The following is a 21340-nucleotide window of genomic DNA, read 5'->3' as shown; positions in this document are numbered from 1 at the left end:
GACACAACTCCAAGAAAGGCTCCTGTCATGACTCCGCTCAAACTCATCATCGCTCTCGGTGCGCTGTCGGCTACCTCCCACGCCATGGCTTGGGACTACGTGTTGCTCGACACCGACAAAGCGGCCCAGAACTGGCAGATCACCAGTCAGCAGCTCGGGATCAAAACCGGCAAACCCTTCTCGGTCACCCTGCGCACCTTGCACGGCGGTCGGCAGGAGGGCGTCAGCATCGTCGACATCGATAACGGCACGATGAAACTCTCGGTGGTGCCTACCCGCGGGATGAACGTCCTGCAGGCGTCGGTTGGCGATGTGCGCATGGGTTGGGATTCGCCGGTCAAGGACGTGGTCAATCCGTCTTTCATCGAACTCAATGGCCGCGGCGGGCTGGGCTGGCTTGAGGGCTTTAACGAACTGGTCACTCGCTGCGGCTACGAGTGGGTCGGTCACCCAGGCATGGACAACGGTGAACTGCTGACGCTCCACGGTCGCGCCGCCAACATCCCGGCCAGCAAAGTCACGTTGCACATCGATGAAAAAGCGCCTTACAACATCAGTCTGCGCGGCGAGCTGAAAGAGCAGGCGTTCAAGAAAGTCGACTTCTCCGTCGCGACCGAACTGGTCACCGAACCCGGCAGCGCAGCGTTCGCCCTCAACGACACCCTCACCAACAACGGCGACTATCCGAAGGAATACCAGGCGCTGTACCACAGTAACTTCAGCACCCCATTCCTGGAGCAGGGCGCCCGCTTCGCCGCACCGGTGAAACAGGTGTCGCCGTTCAATGACAAGGCCAAAGGCGATCTGCCGGACTGGCAAACCTACCGCGCGCCGACCAAGGACTACGACGAAACGGTTTACAACGTTGTGCCGTATGCCGACGCCAAGGGCGATACGCTGACCGTGCTGCATAACAAGGCAGGCAGCCTCGGGGTTTCGGTGGGTTTCAATACTCAACAGTTGCCGGTGTTCTCCCTGTGGAAAAACACGGACACCCAAGGGCAGGGTTATGTCACAGGCCTTGAACCGGGAACGAGCTTTTCCTACAACCGCCGGTATCAGCGGCCACTCGGTTTAGTGCCGACGATTGCGGCCAAGGAGCAGAAGCAGTTCCAGATCAGCTACAGCTTGCTGGCGGACAAGGGGGCTGTGGATAACGCGTTGAAGCGAGTGAACGAGATTCAGGGCGGGCGGCAGACCGAGGTGCGGCAAACGCCGTTGGTGGATCTCACCAAGGAATAATCCCCCGCTAATTTGTGCTCGGCCGGTATTGCAGTGCCTCGGCCAGATGCTCGCGGGTGATGCCATCGACTTGCTCAAGGTCCGCCAGGGTGCGCGCCACTTTGAGCAGTCGATGGGCTGACCGCAACGACAAGGTCAGTCGTTCACACGCTGTTTCCAGCCAGGTTTCGTCGGCTGTGGATAAGTTGCAGTGGTGGCGCAGGCCTGGCAGATCGAGAAAGGCGTTGGCGCAGCCCTGGCGTTTGTGTTGCCGCTCTCGTGCATCGGCGACCAGAACCGCGGCAGTGGCGGTGTTATCGCCGGGTTTGAGCGCAGGATTCAACGCCGTGGCCTCCCGAGCGACGGTCAGGTGCAGGTCGATCCGATCCAGCAGCGGCCCAGACAATTTGTTGCGATAACGCTGCACCATGTCTGGTGTACAACTGCATTTGCCGCTGGGTTCGCCAAGATATCCACAGGGACACGGGTTCATCGCGGCCACCAATTGAAAGCGCGCCGGAAACCTTACGCGATCCTTGGCGCGGGAAATCACGATGTGGCCGGACTCCAGCGGCTCCCTTAAAACCTCCAACACTTTGCGATCGAATTCCGGAAGTTCGTCGAGGAACAGTACGCCATGATGGGCGAGGGTGATTTCGCCGGGTTGTGGCTTCGAACCGCCGCCCACCAATGCAGGGCCGGACGCCGAGTGGTGGGGCTGGCGGAAGGGTCTTTGCGGCCAGTGGCTCAAGGGCACGCAACTGGTGACGGATTGAATGGCAGCAACTTCCAGCGCCTCGTTTTCGGCTAACGGGGGAAGCAACCCCGGTAACCGACTCGCCAACAGTGTTTTTCCGGTCCCCGGCGGTCCGCTGAACAGCAGGTTATGAGCTCCAGCCGCCGCAATCAGCAATGCGCGCTTGGCCGAGATTTGCCCCTGCACTTCATTCAAGTCCGGATAGGGCTTACTTGCATAGAGCAACCCGTTGGAAACGTAGGGCTCGACCGGCGTATGTCCATTGAAGTGCGCAACGGCTTCCAGCAGGTGATCCACGGCAAACACCTTCAACCCCGACGCCAGGCACGCCTCCTCGGCGTTCGCCCGCGGCACCATCAGCGAGCGTCCGGCCTTGCGTGCGGCCAGCGCCGCCGGCAACACGCCTCTCACGGCACGTACCGCGCCTGACAACGCCAACTCTCCCAAGCATTCAATGTCATCCAGCGTCAACGTCGGCACCTGCACGCTGGCGGACAGAATCCCCAAGGCAATCGCCAGATCAAACCGTCCGCCATCCTTAGGTAAGTCCGCGGGTGCGAGATTAAGCGTGATGCGCCGCGCAGGGAATTGCAGGCCTGAATTGATGATCGCGCTACGTACCCGGTCCTTGCTTTCCTTCACTGCCGCTTCGGGTAAACCAACCATCGTCAATGACGGCAAACCGTTGGCCAGATGGACTTCTACGGTGACGGCGGGCGCATCCACGCCAATCTGGGCGCGGCTGTGGACGATGGAGAGTGACATGGTCGTTCCTTGAGCTTTACGGGAACCGCTTCCTGCGGTTTTTGAAGGGTAGTTGGGGCGTTGGGTTTCGGCGTGGCGAATGAGGCGACAAACTTTCACTGGATGTTGCGAGTGTCCTTGAGGTGATGAAGCGTAAGCGAGTGTGGATTGCGTATGTAATCAGTCGCGGGATGAGGTTTTTGTAGGACCTTGCCTAGATCAATGAAGGACGGCGGCGAAAGGGTGCGGGCGCCCTTGCTTGATTGCAAAGGCTGCTTATGATCATTAATTGATCGCTGGCTTCGGAGAGGAAAATGAACAGTAATGGAATGCGCCCCGTTCATCCTGGCGAAATTCTTCAGGAGGAGTTTCTTGAACAGTTGGGCATTTCAGAGTCGGCTTTCGCCCATTCGTTGAACGAACCGTTAAATGTGGTCAACGAAATCGTGATGCAACAGCGTTGTGTCAGTGCTGATCTAGCGGAGAAGCTATCTGGCTACCTGAACACCACGCCCGAATTCTGGCTGAACCTGCAATCGACTTACGATCTGCGTAAAGCCGAAATCGAACGTGGTCGCGCTTTGGCCACCTAAAGCGATTGCAGCATCCGCGAAGCACGCTTCCACCAGGGCGCACTCTCCGAACGCTGTGGCCGTTTCCCTTCCGCAAGCATGTGCGGAACATCCTGCAACCGAATCCACGGCTGGTTATTCCAGTGCAGCAAACTCAGCGACATCTCCGGCCAGTTCAGCAGGCTCAGTATCGGGCGTTCGCTTGACGTCGGTTGTTGGGCATCTCTGAGGGCTGGCACTACGTCGTGGGTCAGCCATTCGCGCAGGCCTCGGTATTCGGGGCAGTAGTGGTAGACGAGTAGGGCGTAGACGCCGGACTCGCTGATTAGCAGGGTGTTTTCGATGGTGCCGTGGGTGAGGACTCGCGCGGACTGATGTTGATCGGGGTCGAGTTTGCGGACGGCGCGTTCGTCGAGGTAGAGGCGAAGCAGACGGCCTAGGTCTCGGGCGCTGAACCAGGCCTGGTTTTCGAGGAGGAGGGCGTGGAGGTGGAGTTTGTGGCGGGTGAAGACGTGGGGGGACAGATAAGCGTCATCGCTATTCATTGATACAGCTCCTTTTGCTAAAGGGGCTGCCGTCAATCGTCGCCAAACGATTGGGGTGGCAGCTGTACGCGGGTTGGCGAACCGGAGCAAAAGGAACCCGGCAGATCCGAAGACCTCCCACGCACAGCCGCCATGACTCGAGAGATGGTCGTCGTGCGCCTTAAGCTTCCAGGTCGCCAAACCCAGCGCTGAATAATTCAGCTGAGGATGAGCTTAGGAACCTGGGCTTTGCGACGCTATCGGACGGCGGTGGTGATCTTTGTAGGACGTTGCCGAGATGGTGGCGGGGCGGCAGATCAGGAGATCGCAGCCTTCGGCAGCTCCTACAAGGGTGGTCTGTCCAGTGTGGGATGGCTGGAGGACCGAGGTGACCTTATTCGCGGGCAAGCCCGCTCCCACAGGGATTTGCAGTGTTATTCGGTTGGGGGATTCAGCTTCGCTTCCAGCTCCGCCACCTTCGCCTCAAGACTCTCCAACCGAGCCCGCGTCCGGGCCAGCACAACCATCTGGCTATCAAACTCTTCACGACTCACCAGGTCCAGCTTGCTGAAGCCGCTCTGCAGCAGCGCTTTAAACTGGCTTTCGATTTCGCTTTTCGGCAGTGGGGTGTCGCCGCTGAAGAGGCGGGAGGCGGTGCCGCTCAGGGCATCGAGGAAGTCTTTGGGCGCGAGCATGGGAAATGTCCTGTCTACAATGGCGGGCAGTGTATCACGCAGTGTCTATAGTCAATCTCGTAGTCAGGGGTGCACGCTTTTCGCGCATGGGGATGGACGGCCGCGCACTGTTGTTGTGCGTATCCGTTGGGCCATTTGCGTGAAGCTGCTTGCGGCAGCGACCAAAGGCTTGAAATCAGGGGGTTTTGGCGAGATGGCAAGCTTTCTGCTTAGTCAGTAGTAACCCATGCACTGATACAGTCGCTGTGACGAATGCAGTGCGCCAAGCGGAACGGGGGAAGTGTTTCGTGCGGAGTGGTTAGCAGGCGTCGGACGGGCAGGTAAGGCCGACGGTGCGTTACAAAGCCAGGCACTGCGCTTAGACTTGAGTCGGGTTTGTTTTCCTGGGGCAAGTCCACCAATTCGGGAGAGAGTTTTCATGAAGCTAGTCACTGCCATCATCAAGCCGTTCAAACTGGACGATGTACGCGAGTCGCTGTCCGAGATCGGCGTGCAGGGCATTACCGTTACTGAAGTCAAAGGCTTCGGCCGGCAGAAGGGTCACACCGAGCTGTATCGCGGCGCGGAATACGTGGTCGATTTCCTGCCAAAGGTGAAGATCGATGTCGCCATTGACGACAAGGATCTTGACCGGGTTATCGAGGCGATAACCAAGGCGGCCAACACCGGTAAAATCGGTGACGGCAAGATCTTCGTGGTCAATCTGGAACAGGCGATTCGCATCCGTACCGGCGAAACCGATACCGACGCAATCTAAGCCGCCACAAACCCAACGCCCCAGGAGAAAACAATATGACTCTGCGTAAATTCGCAGGGCTAGGAGCCCTGTTGTCCCTCGTAATGCCCGGCCTGGCTATGGCGGCAGACGAAGTGGCAGCCCCAGTCCTCAACTCCGGCGACACCGCCTGGATGATGACCTCGACAGCCCTCGTGCTGTTCATGACCATTCCCGGCCTCGCGCTGTTCTACGGCGGCATGGTTCGTTCCAAAAACATTCTTTCCGTGATGATGCAGTGCTTCGCCATTACCGGCCTGATCAGCATCCTGTGGGTCATTTATGGCTACAGCATTGCGTTCGACACCACCGGCATGGAACAGGGCGTCATCAACTTCAACTCGTTCTTCGGTGGCATGGGCAAGGCTTTCCTCGCCGGTGTCACGCCATCGAGCTTGACCGGTCCCGCGGCGCTGTTCCCTGAGGCGGTGTTCGTCACCTTCCAGATGACGTTCGCCATCATCACCCCTGCGCTGATCGTCGGTGCCTTTGCCGAGCGGATGAAGTTCTCCGCCATGCTGATCTTCATGGGCGTCTGGTTCACCCTGGTTTATGCACCGATTGCGCACATGGTCTGGTCCGGTAACGGCGGCCTGTTGTGGGACTGGGGCGTGCTGGACTTCGCCGGCGGCACCGTGGTGCACATCAACGCCGGTGTGGCCGGTCTGATTGCCTGCCTGGTACTGGGCAAACGCAAAGGCTTTCCGACCACCCCGATGGCGCCGCACAACCTCGGTTACACCTTGATGGGCGCTGCCATGCTGTGGGTTGGCTGGTTCGGCTTCAACGCCGGCTCCGCCGCAGCGGCCAACGGCACTGCCGGTATGGCGATGCTGGTGACCCAGATCGCAACCGCCGCCGCGGCACTGGGCTGGATGTTCGCCGAGTGGATCACTCACGGCAAACCAAGTGCCCTGGGTATCGCTTCGGGTGTCGTGGCCGGTCTGGTTGCAATCACCCCAGCCGCTGGCACCGTGGGCCCGATGGGCGCTCTGGTCATCGGTCTGGCAGCCGGCGTGGTGTGCTTCTTCTGCGCCACCACCCTGAAACGCAAACTCGGCTATGACGACTCCCTGGACGCCTTCGGTGTTCACGGTATCGGCGGTATCCTCGGCGCGATCCTGACCGGTGTCTTCGCTGCACCGTCGCTGGGTGGCTTCGGCACCGTCACCGACATCGCCGCACAAGTCTGGATTCAGTGCAAAGGCGTGGGCTTCACGGTGATCTACACCGCGATCGTCACCTTCATCATCCTCAAGGTCCTGGACGCCGTCATGGGTCTGCGTATCACTGAGGAAGAAGAGGCAGTCGGCATCGATCTGGCACTTCACAACGAACGCGGCTACAACTTGTAAGTACGCGCACAAAAAAACTTGCCCGGCTTGCCGGGCATTTTTTTGTCTGGAGTTTGTCAGTGAAGGAACTGCTGAAAGGTTTTTTCGTACACGTTTAGTGGCGTTTACGACGAGCGTTTTTCTGCGGCCAATGGCTTACATGATAGAAGGAATATTAGGGCCTTTGTTTTTTCCCAGAGCGCGCTAGAATGCGCCCCGAACGTGCGGAGAACTGTATGTGGCAACAGACTCTGATTACCCTGCGGGCGAGGCCCCGGGGCTTTCATCTGGTAACGGACGAGTTACTCGCCGGCCTGCCTGAACTCAAGGCATGTCGGGTCGGTCTGTTGCATTTGTGGCTGCAGCATACCTCGGCGTCGTTGACCATCAACGAGAACGCCGATCCGGCGGTACGTCGCGACTTCGAACGATTTTTCAATCGTCTGATCCCACAAGGAGCAGACGGCTATGAGCATAACGACGAAGGCCTGGACGACCTCCCGGCGCACTTCAAGGCCAGCGTGCTTGGCTGTCAGCTCAGTTTGCCGATTTCGGCAGGCCGACTGGCGTTGGGAACCTGGCAAGGCGTTTATCTGGGCGAGCACCGTGATTTTGGCGGTGCCCGTAAAGTCCTCGCCACCGTGCACGGTGAAGAGGCATAAGCCGCTGGTTGCCAGCGGTTGTAGAATTTTTTCCGGCGGCCTTCGACAGACGGTGAAGCTGGGCTATAACTAATCTGCTTTTCGCAAGTCATGAGGTAGAACATGAGCGACGATGATCTGGAAAACGACGACCTCGAAGTAGGCGACGACGACGAAACCGAAGAAGGTCTGGAAACAGCAGCGGAAGACGTTGCTGACGACGATGGCGGTGAAACGCCCGTTCCGACCGCCAAAGGCAAAGCCAAGGCAGCGGTATCGGTCGATGAGCTGCCGAGCGTCGAAGCGAAAAACAAGGAGCGTGATGCTCTGGCGCGGGCCATGGAAGAGTTCCTGGCCAAGGGCGGCAAGGTGCAGGAAGTGGAGGCCAATGTGGTCGCCGATCCGCCCAAGAAGCCTGACAACAAGTACGGCAGCCGGCCTATCTGAGCCTGCTACTTGCTTGCTGAAAAAGCCCGCCGTCGCTGCGGGCTTTTTCATGGGTAAAACAAAAGTTCGGAATCTGCGGTGATCCTTGTGGGAGCGGGCTTGCCCGCGATGAGGGCATCACATCCGAAATTGATGTCGCTGACACACCGCTATCGCGGGCAAGCCCACTCCCACAGGTTCGGTGGTTTTTTCAGGATCAGTGTTGGGCGTTCCAGAGGGCCAACAACGCCGGCAACTCGCTCAGGCTGCGAATCTCGGCGTCCGGTGCCTTCTCGGCTTCCCAAACCTTGCCCGCCGGGTTAAACCAGATCGCCCGCAATCCCGCCTGCTGGGCGCCGGCAATGTCGTCACCCGGATGATCGCCGATATGCACGGCCGTTTCAGCCGTCGCACCACCCCGTTGCAACGCCTCATGAAACAGTCGTGCATCCGGTTTGCCGATGCCGATGTCTTCGGCGCACAACGCAAACTTGAAGTAATCCGCCAGCCCTAAGCGGCGCACATCGGCGTTGCCATTGGTGACCACGCCGAGGGCGTAGTGATTGGCCAGAGTCTCCAGGGTCGGCTGCACCTCCGGGAAGATTTCCAGCTGATGCCGCGCATGCAGAAACACTTCAAAACTCTGATCGGCCAGGTCTGAGGCCTGATCATGGCCGTAACCGGCCTCTTCCAGCGCATGGAACAAGACTCGGCGGCGCAGGGCGCTGATGCGGTGCTTGAGGCCCGGTTCACTGCTCAGGATCCGTTCGCGAATCGCCCACAAATGCTCCACCGGCACGGCGCCCAGATTCGGTGCATGCTCGGTCAGCCATTCACGCAATACGGCTTCGGCGCTGACGATCACCGGGGCGGTATCCCACAGGGTGTCGTCGAGGTCGAAGGTGATCAATTGAATTCTCATGACTCATCGCCTTTGATGCGTTTGGCCCGTGGATGGGCGCTGTCGTAAACCGTCGCCAGGTGCTGGAAGTCCAGGTGGGTGTAGATCTGGGTGGTTTTGATGTCCGAGTGGCCGAGCAATTCCTGAACCGCCCGCAGGTCCTGGGACGACTCCAGCAAATGGCTGGCAAAGGAGTGCCGCAACATGTGCGGATGCAGGTTCTGTCCCAGCTCACGCTCGCCAGCGGCTTTAACCCGCACCTGAATCGCCCGTGGGCCGAGGCGCCGGCCTTGCTGGCTGACAAACACCGCGTCGTCCGCAGGGTTGGTCATGGCCCGTAGCGGTAGCCATAACTCCAGCGCTTCGCGAGCTTTTTTGCCGACCGGCAGTAGTCGGGTCTTGCTGCCCTTGCCGAGCACTTGAACCATGCCGTCGGCCAGGTCCAGCTGATCCAGATTGAGCCCGGTCAGCTCCGACAGCCGCAAACCTGAGGAATAGAACAGCTCCAGAATCGCCTGATCCCGACGCGCCAGAAAATCATCCTCCACTGCGCCCTCAAGCAGTTGCAGTGCACGGTCGGTGTCGAGGGTTTTTGGCAGCCGACGTTCGCCTTTCGGCGGTGCCAAGCCGTTGGCCGGGTCGTGGTCGCAGAGGCCTTCGCGGTTCAGATAGTGATAGAGCCCGCGCACCGCCGACAGCAGCCGCGCCAGGCTGCGCGAAGATTGGCCCTGTGAATGCAGGCGTGCGATCAGGCTGCGCAGGCGCTGGATGTCCAGGGCCGCCCAACTGCTGATGTTCTGTTTGAAACACCAGCCCAGCACTTTGTCGAGGTCGCGACGGTAGGCGTACAGCGTGTGAGGCGACACCTGCCGCTCACTGCGCAGGTGTTCGCAGTAAGCGTCCAGTTGCCGTTCCATCATCAGCGTACCGAGCGCAGGGAGGTGTTGACCCGTGGCAGCACGCGGCCCATGACTTCGGCGATGTAGCTCAAGAACAGCGTGCCCACCGAACTCTTGTAATGCTGCGGGTCACGGCTGGCGATGGCCAGGACGCCGTGGATGCCCTGGTAGCTGATGGCGACAACGGCGGTGGAGCCGATCTGTTTGCGCTGTTCTTCGCCAAACAGGAAGTCCAGTTCGTGTTCACGCAGGCTACCGCTGACGCTTTTGTCTTCCGAGAGCAAGCCGCCGATGGCTGTTTGCGCGTCGGCATGCGTGACCCAGCGACCCACCGGCATCGGGTTGTCACCCAGCAGGATCAGGCTGACGAAGGGCACCTGGAAGTCCTGGCGCAGACTGTCTTCGACGCTGATCACCACGTCTTCCAGGCTGGTGGCGTCCATCAGCGCGAGAATCAGGCGGCGGGTCTTGTCGAAAAGGCGGTCGTTGTCGCGGGCCACGTCCATCAAGTGCGAGAGGCGATGACGCAACTCGATATTGCGGTCGCGCAGGATGCTCATCTGGCGTTCGACCAGCGAAATGGTGTCGCCGCGCTGGTGCGGAATGCGCAAGGTTGCGAGCAGTTCTTCATGCTCGACGAAGAAATCCGGATGAGCCTCCAGGTACGCGGCAATCGCCGCCGCCTCAAGGCTTTCGGAAGGGGATTCGTCGGGCTGTAGGGCGGGAACCTGGGGCTTATCTTTCATGGATTCGACTCTCTCAAAGACGCACTTGTCCTTCATAAACGCGCACTGCCGGGCCGGTCATCATGACCGGTTGGCCTGGGCCTGCCCATTCAATGGACAGACGCCCGCCGGGCAGGTCGATCAATAGCGGCGAATCCATCCACCCCTGGCTGATCGCGGCCACTGCGGCAGCGCAAGCGCCGGTTCCGCACGCCTGGGTTTCCCCGGTCCCGCGTTCCCAGACGCGCAACTGCGCGCGGTTGCGGTCGATGACCTGGAGAAAACCGACATTGACCCGCGCCGGGAAGCGCGGATGGTTTTCGATTTTCGGCCCCAGTTCATGCACCGGTGCATTATTGATGTCGCTGACCCGCAGCACGGCATGGGGGTTACCCATGGACACGGCGGCCAGGTCGACCGGGGTGCCGTCGACGTCGACCTGATAGCTCGTGGCCTGCTCCGACGCTTCAAATGGAATCTCGGCCGGCACCAGGCGCGGTGCACCCATGTTGACACCGATCTGCCCGTCGCTGCGGATATCCAGTTCGATGATGCCGCTTTTGGTCTCGACGCGGATCTGCCGCTTCGCGGTCAGACGCTTGTCGAGCACGAAGCGAGCGAAACAGCGCGCGCCGTTGCCGCACTGTTCCACTTCGGAGCCGTCGGCGTTGAAGATCCGATAGCGGAAATCCACGTCCGGGTTGCTTGGCGCTTCGACGATCAGCAACTGGTCAAAACCGATACCGGTATGCCGATCGCCCCATTGCTTGGCGTGTTTGGGCAGGATGTGCGCATGCTGGCTGACCAGGTCGAGGACCATGAAGTCATTGCCCAGGCCGTGCATCTTGGTAAAACGCAGCAGCATGGTTTTACTCCGGCAGCAGGCTTTCGCCAGCAAACAACTCGGCTACCGTCTCACGGCGACGCACTTCAAATGCCTGATCACCGTCCACCAACACTTCAGCGGCACGGCCGCGGGTGTTGTAGTTGGAACTCATGACAAACCCGTAGGCACCGGCCGAATGCACGGCCAGCAGGTCGCCTTCTTCCAGGGCCAGTTCACGATCCTTGGCCAGGAAGTCGCCGGTCTCGCAGATCGGCCCGACGATGTCGTAGGCACGGGCAACGGTAGTGCGCGGGCGCACGGCGGTGACGTCCATCCAGGCCTGGTACAGCGCCGGGCGGATCAGGTCGTTCATGGCGGCGTCGACGATGGCGAAGTCTTTGTGTTCGGTGTGCTTGAGGTACTCGACCTGGGTCAGCAGCACGCCAGCGTTGGCGACGATAAAGCGGCCCGGCTCAAACACCAGCGCCAGGTCACGACCGTCGAGACGCTCGCGCACGGCTTTGATGTAGTCGGCAGCCAATGGCGGCTCTTCATCGCGATAACGCACGCCCAAACCACCACCGAGATCGATGTGGCGCAGGTAAATGCCGCAATCGCCGAGGCGGTCGACCAGGCCCAGCAGGCGGTCGAGGGCGTCGATGAAGGGAGGCAGAGTGGTCAGTTGCGAGCCGATGTGGCAATCGACACCGACCACTTCCAGGTTTGGCAGTTGCGCGGCGCGGATGTACACGTCTTCGGCGTCGGCGATGGCGATGCCGAACTTGTTCTCTTTAAGACCGGTGGAAATGTACGGGTGGGTGCCGGCGTCGACATCCGGGTTCACGCGCAGCGAGATCGGTGCGCGAACGCCCAGCTCGGCGGCGACCACTTGCAGGCGTTCCAGCTCATCGGTGGATTCGACGTTGAAGCAGTGCACGCCGACTTCCAGGGCACGACGCATGTCGTCACGGGTCTTGCCGACACCGGAGAAGACGATCTTGTCGGCGCTGCCGCCAGCGGCCAGTACGCGTTCCAGTTCACCACGGGAGACGATGTCGAAACCGGCGCCCAAACGCGCCAGGACATTCAGAACACCCAGGTTGGAGTTGGCCTTGACCGCAAAACAGACCAGATGCGGCATGCCGGTCAGCGCATCGGCGTAAGCCAGGTACTGGGCTTCGATGTGCGCACGGGAGTAGACGTAGGTCGGTGTGCCAAAGCGTTCGGCGATGGCGGACAGGGCAACACCTTCCGCGAACAGCTCGCCGTCACGGTAGTTAAAAGCGTCCATGGCGTTCCCTTATTGGTAGACGTCGTGCTTGTGTGCCTTGGAGGCAGGCTGCTTTTGCGAGGACTTGGCCTGCTCTGCAGGGTCCTGGTCTTCATCGGGCAGGTACAGCGGGCCTTTTTGACCACAGGCTGACACAAGGCAGGCAACCGCGACGAGCGCAGCAAGGGAAGAGATCAGGCGCTTCATGGCGAAATCCTTGAAAATGCATTAATTGCGCCGGAGTATACCGGCCACCCGGCAGCTTGCCTATGCGACGGGGCTCCCGTCCGGCGGGGCTTGGGCCGTGGCGCGGTAACTTATCCTGCACCGTACACGGATATTTCGTAACGCTATCGGGCGCTTGGTCGTTATCCTTTGCAATCACCGGGGCTCGCCCGTATCTTGCGGCGCTTGAGCGTGAGTAGACACTTTTTGAGGTTCCCGCAATGAGTTTGACTGAAGCCCGTTTCCACGATCTGGTCGATGCCACCCAGCAGATGCTGGAGGATATTTTTGACGAGTGTGACCTGGATATCGATCTGGAGAGCTCGGCCGGTGTGCTCACCGTCAAGTTCGAAAACGGCAGCCAGTTGATTTTCAGCCGTCAGGAACCGCTGCGGCAGCTGTGGCTGGCGGCCGTGTCCGGCGGGTTCCACTTCGATTACGACGAAGAGAGCAAGCGCTGGATGTGTGACAAGAGCGACGAACAACTCGGCGAAATGCTTGAGCGCATCGTCAAGCAGCAAGCTGACGCCGAGCTCGATTTCGAAGGTCTGTGAGATCGTGACCCAGCCTGCGCCCGTTCGTCCGCCAAAACCGCTCTACAGCAATGTCAGCCCGACCGTCCCTTCGCCGTGCAGCGGTGTGTGTCGGCTGGACGAGCACAAGGTCTGCCTTGGGTGTTTTCGCCATGTCGAAGACATCCGCGAATGGCGCTCGGCCGATGACGATCGGCGCCGGGTTATCTGCGCCCAGGCCACACAGCGTAAACAGGTCGGCGGGGCCTGACTTGTATATTTATTGAGCTGTGATAGTGTCGAGAAACGCCTCAACCCATCGAGGCTCGTGAAAACCCCGCCTTTTTCTGGCGGGGTTTTGCTTTTTCTGTGCAGAAGAAAGGAGTCTGCCCAAATCATGACCGCACCTTCAATCACCCTTACCCGTCTGGACGTGCAACGTCTGGAGCGCCTGATCGACAGCCTGGATGACACGCTGCCGGGCGTTATCGCGCTGCAAACCGAACTGGACCGCGCCGATACCCTGGTCGGTCACGATGAAGTACCCGCCGATGTCGTGACCATGAATTCCCGTGTGCATTGCCGCGAAGAAGGCAGCGGCAAGGACTATCACCTGACGCTGGTTTATCCGAAGGATGCCAATGCCGACGAAGGCAAGATTTCCATTCTGGCGCCGGTCGGCAGCGCACTGCTCGGTCTCAAGGTTGGTCAGCACATCGACTGGCCGGCACCGGGTGGCAAGACACTGAAACTGACCCTGCTGGAAGTCGAATCGCAGCCGGCCGAGGGCGGCCACTTTCCGGAATAAACCCCTCAGACCTGCTCGAGCGCCTCGTTCAATGCGCGCTCCAGGTCAGCCTTGTAGCGCAAATACAAAATGCTTGAACCCTGACCATCACCGAGCAGGCCCGTCAGGTCCAGGTCGGTGATGTAGCAGCGATAGCGTTCGGTTTCACGGCGCTGCTCGACGATTTCCCGGGCGACCACACTGAACAGTTGGTCGCCATGCTCCAGCTCTGAAAACTCCCGCTGATTGCAATACAACGTGACCTGCACCTGCCCCGGTGCGGCTTTGCCGACAATCGCCTGTACGTCGTAGAACGGTTTGTTGACCGGGGTTTGCGGCGCTGGCCGAGCTTCGACCCGACGCGCCCGTACGGGGCCGGAGGGCAGCAGTTGGTAATACAAGACGTCCGGATTCAGCGGCTGGGCGACGTCCATCGGCAGCAAGGCGTCGCGCCGGTACTGGATCGATTGCAGGAAACGTTGCAGCGGCACCAGCAGGCTTTGCTCGTCGTGGTAGGGCAAACGCTGCTGCCACAGGGCATTGAATTCATCCAGCACGTACAGGTCGGCGCGGTATTCGTTGATCCGGTAGAACACCTGAATACAATCGGGCTGGCCCATCGGCAGGACCAGCGCCAGGTCGTGGTCTTCAAGTGCCATCGGGTCCAGGTGCAGCGGGCTGTAGCTTGCCCGCTCTTCGCCCAGGTAATCGACCAGCGCCGGCAGCGTGGCGAGGGCGACATGATTCACCTGGCCGGGCACCAGTTCCAACACGTGGTAGTGCTGTTGGACCTGAATCAGGTAGCGATGATTGAGTTTGCTCAACAGCAGGTTCTGCGCGGTGTCGAGGATTTCTTCGACTCGCCGGGCGATGAATTGTGCGCGGTTGTGGCAGAAGCACCGAACCCGCAACGTGGGTTGTTGTAGCCCACCGGGCAGGTTGTTGAGGTAATCACGCACGCAGTCGAGCAGCGCGTGAGGTCCGTCGAAGCGGCTGACCAGCACTTCGTTCCAACTATTGAGCGTGACCTGATCCAGGGTCAGCACCAGGTTTTCCCGGACACCGGCGTAACTGAGGGAATCGGTGCGCTCGGTGGTCATCAGGATGTTGAGGTCGCGGTGGTGCTTGAGTGGATCGACGCCGACGTTTACCAGAATCAGCACTTCACTCGGCACACTGGCGCGCAGTAACGGTTCTTCGGCGACGGTCGTCAGCGGCAGGGCGATGCTCTGTTGCAGGTTGCCGAGCAGGTTGAACAGTTCGAACTCGCTCAGGTCGCTGCTGCCGGGATGCAAGGCCAGGCGAGTGCTGCTGTCGATCACGCCGTTGCGGTGACACCAGGTCAGCAGTTCCAGCAATTGGCGGCTGCGCTTGATCGGTGCGAAATGCTCCCATTCGAGGGCTGTCAGGCTGCCGTTGTACAACCCCCACTGAGTTTGACCCGATTCTTTTTTGTTCGGCGCATGCACAAGCGTGAGGGTGTCTTCGGCCAGATCCGGGGCGATGCCAGGGTTGATGAACTCGACCTTGTCGGCTTTGCGCTCGAAAGCCGCGTACAGCCGTCGACCCAGCACATTGAGGTCGCGCTTGTTGATCAGGCTGACGGTCTGTTCGTTGCGGGCGAACTGGGTCAGGAAGCGGTAGCTGTAATTGAGCTCGTTGACCAAGGCCCTTCGTTCAGAGCCGACCTGGCGGACTTTCCACTGGCTGCGGCTGTCGAGCAGGGCCAGTTGACGATGATCCCACTGCCATTCGTGGGCCAGGCGTTTAAGCAACGAACGCTGCCAGCTCTGAGTGCGACTGTTGCTGCCGGTGAGTTTGCGATTGACCTTCAGGTACAACGCCCGGCGTACCAGCTCCAGCCGTTCCGGCTCGCCACGGGCGGTCAAGTATTCCTCGATGCGCCGGTAAACCACGACGTACGGGTCCAGCTCATCAAGGTCGAGCCGATTGGCAAACACCGCTTGCTTGAAGCGCAGGCTCAGGCAATGGACCTTGGGGTGTTCGCTGGCATAGACCTCGATCAGCAGCAGTTTGAGTACCGATTTGTACGGCGACTCGATGCCCTTGAACAACTGCCAGAGTCCGGCACCGATGAATTCGCCCGGCGGGATATAGGCCAAATGCCCCAGGTCCAGGGTTTCGTCGGCACGGATGAAGCGCTTGGACATCAGCGTGTGGGTGTAACGGTCGTAGCTCGCTTCTTCATAGACCGGCACCAGCCACCAGACGGGCGTGCGTCCGGCCAGCCAGATCGCAGTGCGATAAAACTCGTCGAGTAGCAGATAGTGCTGAGTGGTGCCGCAGTCTTCCGAGCTCAATTGCGTATCACGTTCGCCGCGTACGAAACGGGTCGGGTCGATCAGGAAAAAATGCGCCTCGGCGCCCTGACCGGCGGCCCAGATTTCGAGGAGTTGGCATTTTTTGCGCAGTTCAGCGAGGTCGCTTTCGCTCAAGTCCGGCCCATGACAGACCCATACATCCATGTCGCTCTGGTCGGCTTGGGCGAGGGTGCCGAGGCTGCCCATCAGGAACAGACCGTGAATCGGTCGCGGCGGATTGCTGCCATGGCGAGGCTTATAGGAAAACGAGCGGGTCAGGCGTTGGGTTTCGGCGAGGGTGTTGGCGTCGGGTTCGTAATTCGACAGCCCGGCCGGCGTGCTGCCCGAAACATACCCTGGCAACAGCGGATGATTGACGTGGAAAAACAGCGGCAACAAGGTCAGCACCGCTTGCTGGCGGGTCGACAACCCTTCCATGGCGCGGGCCATACGGCCTTCATTGAGCTTCAGAAAACGTGCGCGCAGCTGGCTGAGAACCTTGCGGTCGATTCCCTCGTCAAGATCGGGGCGGATTTCATGGGTGCGGGTCATGTCAGCTCAAACCGGCTCGCGGGGCTCAGACGTGGGTGTCTGCGGATGAGGGGCAGTTTAGCGCCTCGGCTCCAGTACTTTTAAGCTGATTTTGTTTTTCTGGCGTCAGATTTTTATCGCGGGGCGACGGCAGGCAACAGGGCAGGTAACGAAATGTGCCCGCGGAAATCCCGTAGCAGGGGTTTCCGTGGGCGCTACGGTAATGCTCAGGCAGTTTCCCGGACGTTGAGAATGGTCAGAACGGTTTGCACATTTTGCGCGGCGTCACGGCCCAAGCTGGTCAGATAACCACCATCTGGCTGGGTGATCAGTTCTTTGTCGAACAGTCTTTGGGCGGCAGCAATGGCTTTCGGGGCAGCGGTCTGATGAATTTTCAAACCTTCCTGGGAACTGTCCAGGTTGAAGAGTGCGAGGATTTCCAGTTCGGCAACCAACTCAGGGGTAAGCGACATAAGGACTCCAGACTTTCTAGGAATTGGACGACAGCGTCCCTAAGGTGATCCCACTCGGGCGGCATGTCCAGTGCTCGCGACAGGGTTTTTTCGCCTTGGGAAGCATTCCCCGGTGGGTGACGCGGCAGCGGGGTGGTAATCAGTGTAGACAGGGTCTGGAGGAAGGCAGGATTGATTGGTTACATTCTGTGTTGAGCCTGTTTTTGTGGCGAGGGAGCTTGCTCCCGCTGGGGCGCGAAGCGGCCCCAAAAGCTTTGCGACTGCTTCGCACTCGAGCGGGAGCAAGCTCCCTCGCCATACAAGCCTGCGTCCAATAAATAGCGCTTATTTCTTTTCCGGCGGCAACTCCGGCAATGCACGCAACGCAGTTTCGTACCATTCGGTGTTGAACGCGCGGTCTTCTTCGAGGATCGCGTCGATTTCCACTGCCAGAACGTGGGCCATCAAATTGAGAATTTCTTCACGCTCGTAACCCACCAGGGTCAGCTTGTTGAAGGTCGCCTTGGCAGCCGGCGGGTTGTCGCTTTCGATCTGGTTTTCGATGGCTTCGACCAGGGTGTTTTCGGCGAACTCTTCTTCGTCGATATCGATATCAGTTGGCTCGCTCATGGCAGGCTCCTCAAGTTAAGGCGGCCAGTTTACCTGCATTCAGCGCTGTGATGCTGCTGGCAAGAAACGTCGCTGCGTTCTATAAAAGGCACCTGCCAACCCCGCACGGCCTGGAGGCTATGTGATGCTCAAGCTTTATGGATTTTCCGTCAGCAACTACTACAACATGGTCAAGCTGGCGCTGCTCGAGAAGGGACTGCCGTTTGAAGAGGTGCTGTTTTACCCGGGGCCGAGCCCCGAGGCATTAGCCATCAGCCCGCGCGGGAAGGTGCCGGTGCTGGGCGTTGAACAGGGTTTCATCAACGAAACCAGCGTGATTCTCGAATACCTCGAACAAAGCCAGAAAGGCACGCCGCTGTTGCCGAGCGACCCCTTTGAGCGGTCACAGGCCCTGGCTCTGGCCAAGGAAATCGAGCTGTACATCGAATTGCCAGGGCGTGCCTGCTACGCCGAAGCATTTTTCGGCATGACTGTGCCGGAGGCGATCAAGGACAAGACCAAAGCCGAGTTGCTGCTGGGGTTTGCCTCACTGGGCAGGCACGGCAAGTTCGCCCCTTATGTGGCAGGCGACAGCCTGAGCATTGCGGATTTGTATTTCCTCTACAGCGTACCGCTGGCCTGTGCGGTGGCGCAGAAGCTGTTTGACCTGGATTTGCTGGCCGAGATGCCGGCGGCCAAGGCGTTGCTGGAGCGTCTGGAGCAGAATCCGAATGTGCAGCGGATCGCAAAGGACAAGGACGCGGCGATGCCAGCGTTTTTGGCGATGGTCGCGTCCAAGAAGTAGGTTTTACAGCGTCTTCAAGACCGCTTTCGCGAGCAAGCCCGCTCCCACAGGGGAACGCATTCCAAATGTGGGAGCGGGCTTGCTCGCGAAGCTTTTGACGGTTTAGCGGCTGGCGAGCAATGCCTGGCCGCGGGCCACAGCCTTCTTGACCTGTGCCGGCGCAGTCCCGCCGATATGGTCACGGGCATTCACCGAGCCTTCCAACGTCAACACGGCAAACACGTCCTGATCGATCTGGTCGCTGAACTTGCGCAGCTCTTCCAGGCTCATTTCCGCCAGGTCTTTACCGCTTTCCACGCCGTACTTCACGGCATGGCCAACGATTTCGTGGCAGTCCCGGAACGGCAGGCCGCGGCGAACCAGGTAGTCGGCCAGGTCGGTGGCGGTAGAGAAACCGCGCAGGGCCGCTTCACGCATCATCGCGTGCTTGGGTTTGATCGCCGGGATCATGTCGGCAAAGGCCCGCAGCGAGTCGCGCAATGTGTCGGCGGCGTCGAAAAGGGGCTCTTTATCTTCCTGGTTGTCCTTGTTGTAGGCCAGGGGCTGGCCTTTCATCAGGGTCAGCAGGCCCATCAGCGCGCCGAATACGCGGCCGGTCTTGCCACGCACCAGCTCTGGAACGTCCGGATTTTTCTTTTGCGGCATGATCGAGCTGCCGGTGCAGAAACGGTCCGGCAGATCGATGAACTGGAACTGCGCGCTGGTCCACAGCACCAGCTCTTCGGAGAAACGCGACAGGTGCATCATCGCGATGCTCGCGGCCGAGCAGAACTCGATGGCGAAGTCACGATCGGAGACGTTGTCAAGCGAGTTGCCGCCCACGGCGTCGAAGCCCAACAGTTGAGCGGTGAATTCGCGGTCGATCGGGTAGGTGGTACCCGCCAGTGCGGCGCTGCCCAGCGGCATGCGGTTGGTACGCTTGCGGCAGTCGACCAGACGCTCGTAGTCGCGGCTGAGCATCTCGAACCAGGCCAGCATGTGGTGCCCGAAGGTCACCGGCTGCGCGGTTTGCAGGTGGGTGAAGCCCGGCATGATGCTGCCGGCTTCTCGCTCGGCCTGCTCCAGCAAGCCTTTTTGCAGGCGGGTGATTTCGCTCAGGATCAGGTCGATCTCGTCACGCAGCCACAGGCGGATGTCGGTGGCAACCTGGTCGTTACGGCTGCGGCCGGTGTGCAGTTTTTTACCGGTGACGCCGATGCGGTCGGTCAGACGCGCCTCGATGTTCATGTGCACGTCTTCGAGGTCGATGCGCCAGTCGAACTGGCCGGCCTCGATTTCACCCTGGATGGTCTTCAGGCCATCAGTGATGCTGTCGCGCTCGGCATCGGTCAGCACGCCGACCTTGGCCAGCATCGTGGCGTGAGCGATCGAGCCCATGATGTCGTGGCGATACAGGCGCTGGTCGAAAGTGACGGAGGCGGTGAAGCGGGCGACGAAGGCGTCGACGGGTTCACTGAAGCGGCCGCCCCAGGACTGATTGGTCTTGTCAGTGCTCATGAATTCGCTCGTGTCGGCTGAAGAAAGATGGCGTAGAAAGCTGTCGCGGATAATAACAGGGTTGCCAATCCTGTCGCTGGCACTGGTCGATACGTTTTTTTCTCAGGCGGCGGTCCATACTCGAATCAACGCCGAGGGGATTTGCGCAACGATATTTTTCAATTGAGCAATATCGTGCCGGCAACCGTCTACAGTTGGACAGTAGGACCAGCGCAGTTCCAGACGCTGCAGCTGACTATAAGAAGAGGGGGTGTTCGTATTGTGTATCAACAAACCCTACGGCGATGCCTCGCCAACGCGGGCCTGGGCCGCCAAACGCACGACAGATGAAAATTTAGCCGTCGGACGGGCGGCACTTTTTGGCCCTCGCGCTAGTCTTAGCGTGGATCGCGGTGACGGACGTCACTTCACCTGTCTACGCTATCCTTGTGCGAGACTCACGCAGGAATCCAGCGCAATATGAATGTCCTGATCGTTGATGACGAACCCCTTGCCCGCGAGCGCCTGAGCCGAATGGTTGGCGAACTCGAGGGATACAGTGTCCTGGAGCCTAGCGCCACGAACGGCGATGAGGCGTTGGCTCTGATCGACAGCCACAAACCCGATATCGTGCTGCTCGATATCGGCATGCCGGGCCTCGATGGCCTGCAAGTGGCTGCACGATTGTGCGAACGCGAAACCCCGCCCGCCGTGGTGTTTTGCGCAGGGCCCGATGAATTTGCCGTGGAAGCCTTACAGGCCAGCGCCGTAGGCTATCTGGTGAAACCTGTGCGTACAGAACAATTGCATGAAGCGTTGAAAAAAGCCGAGCGGCCCAATCGCGTCCAGCTCGCGGCCCTGACCCGTCCCGCCGCCGAAAGCGGCAGCGGTCCGCGCAGCCACATCAGCGCCCGTACCCGTAAAGGTATCGAACTGATCCCGTTGGGTCAGGTGGTCTACTTCATTGCGGATCACAAATACGTGACCTTGCGCCACGAAGGCGGCGAAGTGCTGCTGGATGAGCCGCTCAAGGCCCTTGAAGATGAATTCGGCGACCGCTTCGTGCGAATCCACCGCAATGCGCTGGTCGCCCGCGAACGCATCGAACGCCTGCAGCGCACGCCTCTGGGGCATTTTCAGCTGTTCCTCAAAGGCTTGAACGGCGACGCCCTGATCGTCAGCCGACGGCATGTGGCCGGCGTGCGCAAGATGATGCAACAGCTTTAATCCGCCATTACGGGCGGGTTTCATCCCGATTGCTGGATGTCTGAGGCCAGGGAGGCCACGCGGTTTCTGATACAAGTCAAAGTGG

The 21340-nt window shown here is 59.8% G+C and carries 24 protein-coding genes and 1 pseudogene; 12 read left to right on the top strand and 13 right to left on the bottom strand.

The window, feature by feature from the left end; translation table 11 throughout:
* The first annotated feature begins 27 nt into the window (after window positions 1-27).
* Entirely contained in the window at window positions 28-1242 is a 1215-nt protein-coding gene (locus ACMXYI_RS06030; protein ID WP_415772211.1) for an aldose 1-epimerase family protein, read from the top strand.
* Between the two features lie 7 nt (window positions 1243-1249).
* Here the strand turns inward: ACMXYI_RS06030 and ACMXYI_RS06025 are convergent, their stop codons facing one another.
* Window positions 1250-2743 carry a YifB family Mg chelatase-like AAA ATPase gene (locus ACMXYI_RS06025; RefSeq protein ID WP_415772210.1) on the bottom strand — a complete coding sequence of 498 codons (1494 nt, stop codon included), beginning with the start codon at window positions 2741-2743 and terminating at the stop codon, window positions 1250-1252.
* A gap of 293 nt (window positions 2744-3036) precedes the next feature.
* Here ACMXYI_RS06025 and ACMXYI_RS06020 point away from each other — a divergent pair, with 293 nt between their 5' ends.
* On the top strand, window positions 3037-3315 hold the full coding sequence (locus ACMXYI_RS06020) for a HigA family addiction module antitoxin (RefSeq protein ID WP_415772208.1): 279 nt from the start codon (window positions 3037-3039) through the stop codon (window positions 3313-3315).
* Here the strand turns inward: ACMXYI_RS06020 and ACMXYI_RS06015 are convergent.
* Window positions 3312-3839, bottom strand: a complete 528-nt coding sequence (locus tag ACMXYI_RS06015) for a BRO-N domain-containing protein (protein WP_415772206.1) — start codon at window positions 3837-3839, stop codon at window positions 3312-3314. The genes ACMXYI_RS06020 and ACMXYI_RS06015 overlap by 4 nt on opposite strands.
* 413 nt (window positions 3840-4252) lie before the next feature.
* Window positions 4253-4513: an accessory factor UbiK family protein gene (locus ACMXYI_RS06010; protein ID WP_008007559.1), complete on the bottom strand. Its 261-nt coding sequence runs from the start codon at window positions 4511-4513 to the stop codon at window positions 4253-4255.
* A gap of 418 nt (window positions 4514-4931) precedes the next feature.
* Here ACMXYI_RS06010 and glnK point away from each other — a divergent pair, with 418 nt between their 5' ends.
* From glnK to sutA, 4 genes are all read left to right on the top strand, one after another.
* Window positions 4932-5270, top strand: a complete 339-nt coding sequence (gene glnK / locus ACMXYI_RS06005) for a P-II family nitrogen regulator (RefSeq protein ID WP_002555808.1) — start codon at window positions 4932-4934, stop codon at window positions 5268-5270.
* A gap of 35 nt (window positions 5271-5305) precedes the next feature.
* On the top strand, window positions 5306-6643 hold the full coding sequence (locus tag ACMXYI_RS06000; RefSeq protein WP_415772204.1) for an ammonium transporter: 1338 nt from the start codon (window positions 5306-5308) through the stop codon (window positions 6641-6643).
* A gap of 215 nt (window positions 6644-6858) precedes the next feature.
* On the top strand, window positions 6859-7284 hold the full coding sequence (locus tag ACMXYI_RS05995) for a secondary thiamine-phosphate synthase enzyme YjbQ (protein ID WP_111448318.1): 426 nt from the start codon (window positions 6859-6861) through the stop codon (window positions 7282-7284).
* Between the two features lie 102 nt (window positions 7285-7386).
* A complete protein-coding gene (gene sutA / locus ACMXYI_RS05990) occupies window positions 7387-7710 on the top strand; it encodes a transcriptional regulator SutA (protein ID WP_415758644.1) in 324 nt (107 codons plus the stop codon).
* Between the two features lie 196 nt (window positions 7711-7906).
* Here the strand turns inward: sutA and ACMXYI_RS05985 are convergent, their stop codons facing one another.
* From ACMXYI_RS05985 to lptM, 6 genes are read right to left on the bottom strand one after another with little or no spacing between them, the layout of a single operon-like run.
* A complete protein-coding gene (locus tag ACMXYI_RS05985) occupies window positions 7907-8611 on the bottom strand; it encodes an HAD family hydrolase (protein ID WP_415772202.1) in 705 nt (234 codons plus the stop codon).
* Window positions 8608-9507, bottom strand: a complete 900-nt coding sequence (xerC, locus tag ACMXYI_RS05980) for a tyrosine recombinase XerC (protein WP_415773866.1) — start codon at window positions 9505-9507, stop codon at window positions 8608-8610. The genes ACMXYI_RS05985 and xerC overlap by 4 nt, the downstream gene beginning before the upstream one ends.
* Window positions 9508-9509: 2 nt before the next feature.
* Window positions 9510-10235, bottom strand: coding sequence for a DUF484 family protein (locus tag ACMXYI_RS05975; protein ID WP_046045082.1), 726 nt, complete (start codon window positions 10233-10235; stop codon window positions 9510-9512).
* A 13-nt stretch (window positions 10236-10248) separates the two neighbouring features.
* A complete protein-coding gene (dapF, locus tag ACMXYI_RS05970; protein ID WP_415772200.1) occupies window positions 10249-11079 on the bottom strand; it encodes a diaminopimelate epimerase in 831 nt (276 codons plus the stop codon).
* Window positions 11080-11083: 4 nt separating this feature from the next.
* Window positions 11084-12331, bottom strand: coding sequence for a diaminopimelate decarboxylase (lysA, locus tag ACMXYI_RS05965; RefSeq protein WP_415772198.1), 1248 nt, complete (start codon window positions 12329-12331; stop codon window positions 11084-11086).
* A gap of 9 nt (window positions 12332-12340) precedes the next feature.
* Complete coding sequence (lptM, locus tag ACMXYI_RS05960) at window positions 12341-12517, bottom strand: LPS translocon maturation chaperone LptM (RefSeq protein WP_415772197.1); 177 nt, start codon at window positions 12515-12517, stop codon at window positions 12341-12343.
* A 239-nt stretch (window positions 12518-12756) separates the two neighbouring features.
* On the opposite strand from lptM, the gene cyaY reads away from it, so the two are divergent.
* The 3 genes from cyaY (at window position 12757) to rnk (ending at window position 13855) form a co-directional block, all read left to right on the top strand.
* Window positions 12757-13089: an iron donor protein CyaY gene (gene cyaY / locus ACMXYI_RS05955; RefSeq protein WP_309676550.1), complete on the top strand. Its 333-nt coding sequence runs from the start codon at window positions 12757-12759 to the stop codon at window positions 13087-13089.
* Window positions 13090-13093: 4 nt separating this feature from the next.
* On the top strand, window positions 13094-13318 hold the full coding sequence (locus tag ACMXYI_RS05950) for a DUF1289 domain-containing protein (protein ID WP_415772196.1): 225 nt from the start codon (window positions 13094-13096) through the stop codon (window positions 13316-13318).
* Window positions 13319-13444: 126 nt separating this feature from the next.
* On the top strand, window positions 13445-13855 hold the full coding sequence (gene rnk, locus ACMXYI_RS05945) for a nucleoside diphosphate kinase regulator (protein WP_046045088.1): 411 nt from the start codon (window positions 13445-13447) through the stop codon (window positions 13853-13855).
* Between the two features lie 5 nt (window positions 13856-13860).
* Here rnk and ACMXYI_RS05940 read toward each other — a convergent pair whose 3' ends face one another.
* The 3 genes from ACMXYI_RS05940 to ACMXYI_RS05930 form a co-directional block, all read right to left on the bottom strand.
* Window positions 13861-16707, bottom strand: a complete 2847-nt coding sequence (locus ACMXYI_RS05940; protein ID WP_415772194.1) for a class I adenylate cyclase — start codon at window positions 16705-16707, stop codon at window positions 13861-13863.
* 206 nt (window positions 16708-16913) lie between these two features.
* On the bottom strand, window positions 16914-17159 hold the full coding sequence (locus ACMXYI_RS05935; RefSeq protein WP_008150272.1) for a TIGR02647 family protein: 246 nt from the start codon (window positions 17157-17159) through the stop codon (window positions 16914-16916).
* A gap of 324 nt (window positions 17160-17483) precedes the next feature.
* A complete protein-coding gene (locus tag ACMXYI_RS05930) occupies window positions 17484-17768 on the bottom strand; it encodes a hypothetical protein (RefSeq protein WP_415772192.1) in 285 nt (94 codons plus the stop codon).
* A 124-nt stretch (window positions 17769-17892) separates the two neighbouring features.
* On the opposite strand from ACMXYI_RS05930, the gene ACMXYI_RS05925 reads away from it, so the two are divergent.
* Complete coding sequence (locus tag ACMXYI_RS05925) at window positions 17893-18552, top strand: glutathione S-transferase family protein (RefSeq protein ID WP_415772190.1); 660 nt, start codon at window positions 17893-17895, stop codon at window positions 18550-18552.
* 102 nt (window positions 18553-18654) lie between these two features.
* On the opposite strand, the gene argH is transcribed toward ACMXYI_RS05925, so the two are convergent.
* On the bottom strand, window positions 18655-20049 hold the full coding sequence (gene argH / locus ACMXYI_RS05920) for an argininosuccinate lyase (protein ID WP_010465079.1): 1395 nt from the start codon (window positions 20047-20049) through the stop codon (window positions 18655-18657).
* A 143-nt stretch (window positions 20050-20192) separates the two neighbouring features.
* Between argH and ACMXYI_RS05915 the strand changes: the two are divergent.
* Window positions 20193-20512 (top strand): annotated as a pseudogene (locus tag ACMXYI_RS05915) (sensor histidine kinase); the annotation flags it as partial.
* Window positions 20509-21255 (top strand): LytR/AlgR family response regulator transcription factor, encoded by a 747-nt coding sequence (locus ACMXYI_RS05910; protein WP_033060674.1) that lies wholly within the window; start codon window positions 20509-20511, stop codon window positions 21253-21255. The pseudogene ACMXYI_RS05915 and the gene ACMXYI_RS05910, both read left to right, overlap by 4 nt.
* The last annotated feature ends 85 nt before the right edge of the window (window positions 21256-21340 follow it).

It is taken from the genome of Pseudomonas lyxosi (assembly GCF_047758685.1).
In the GTDB taxonomy this organism is placed as follows: domain Bacteria; phylum Pseudomonadota; class Gammaproteobacteria; order Pseudomonadales; family Pseudomonadaceae; genus Aquipseudomonas; species Aquipseudomonas lyxosi.
Note: the sequence above shows the minus strand (reverse complement) of the source record. Positions and strands in the feature narration are given on the sequence as shown.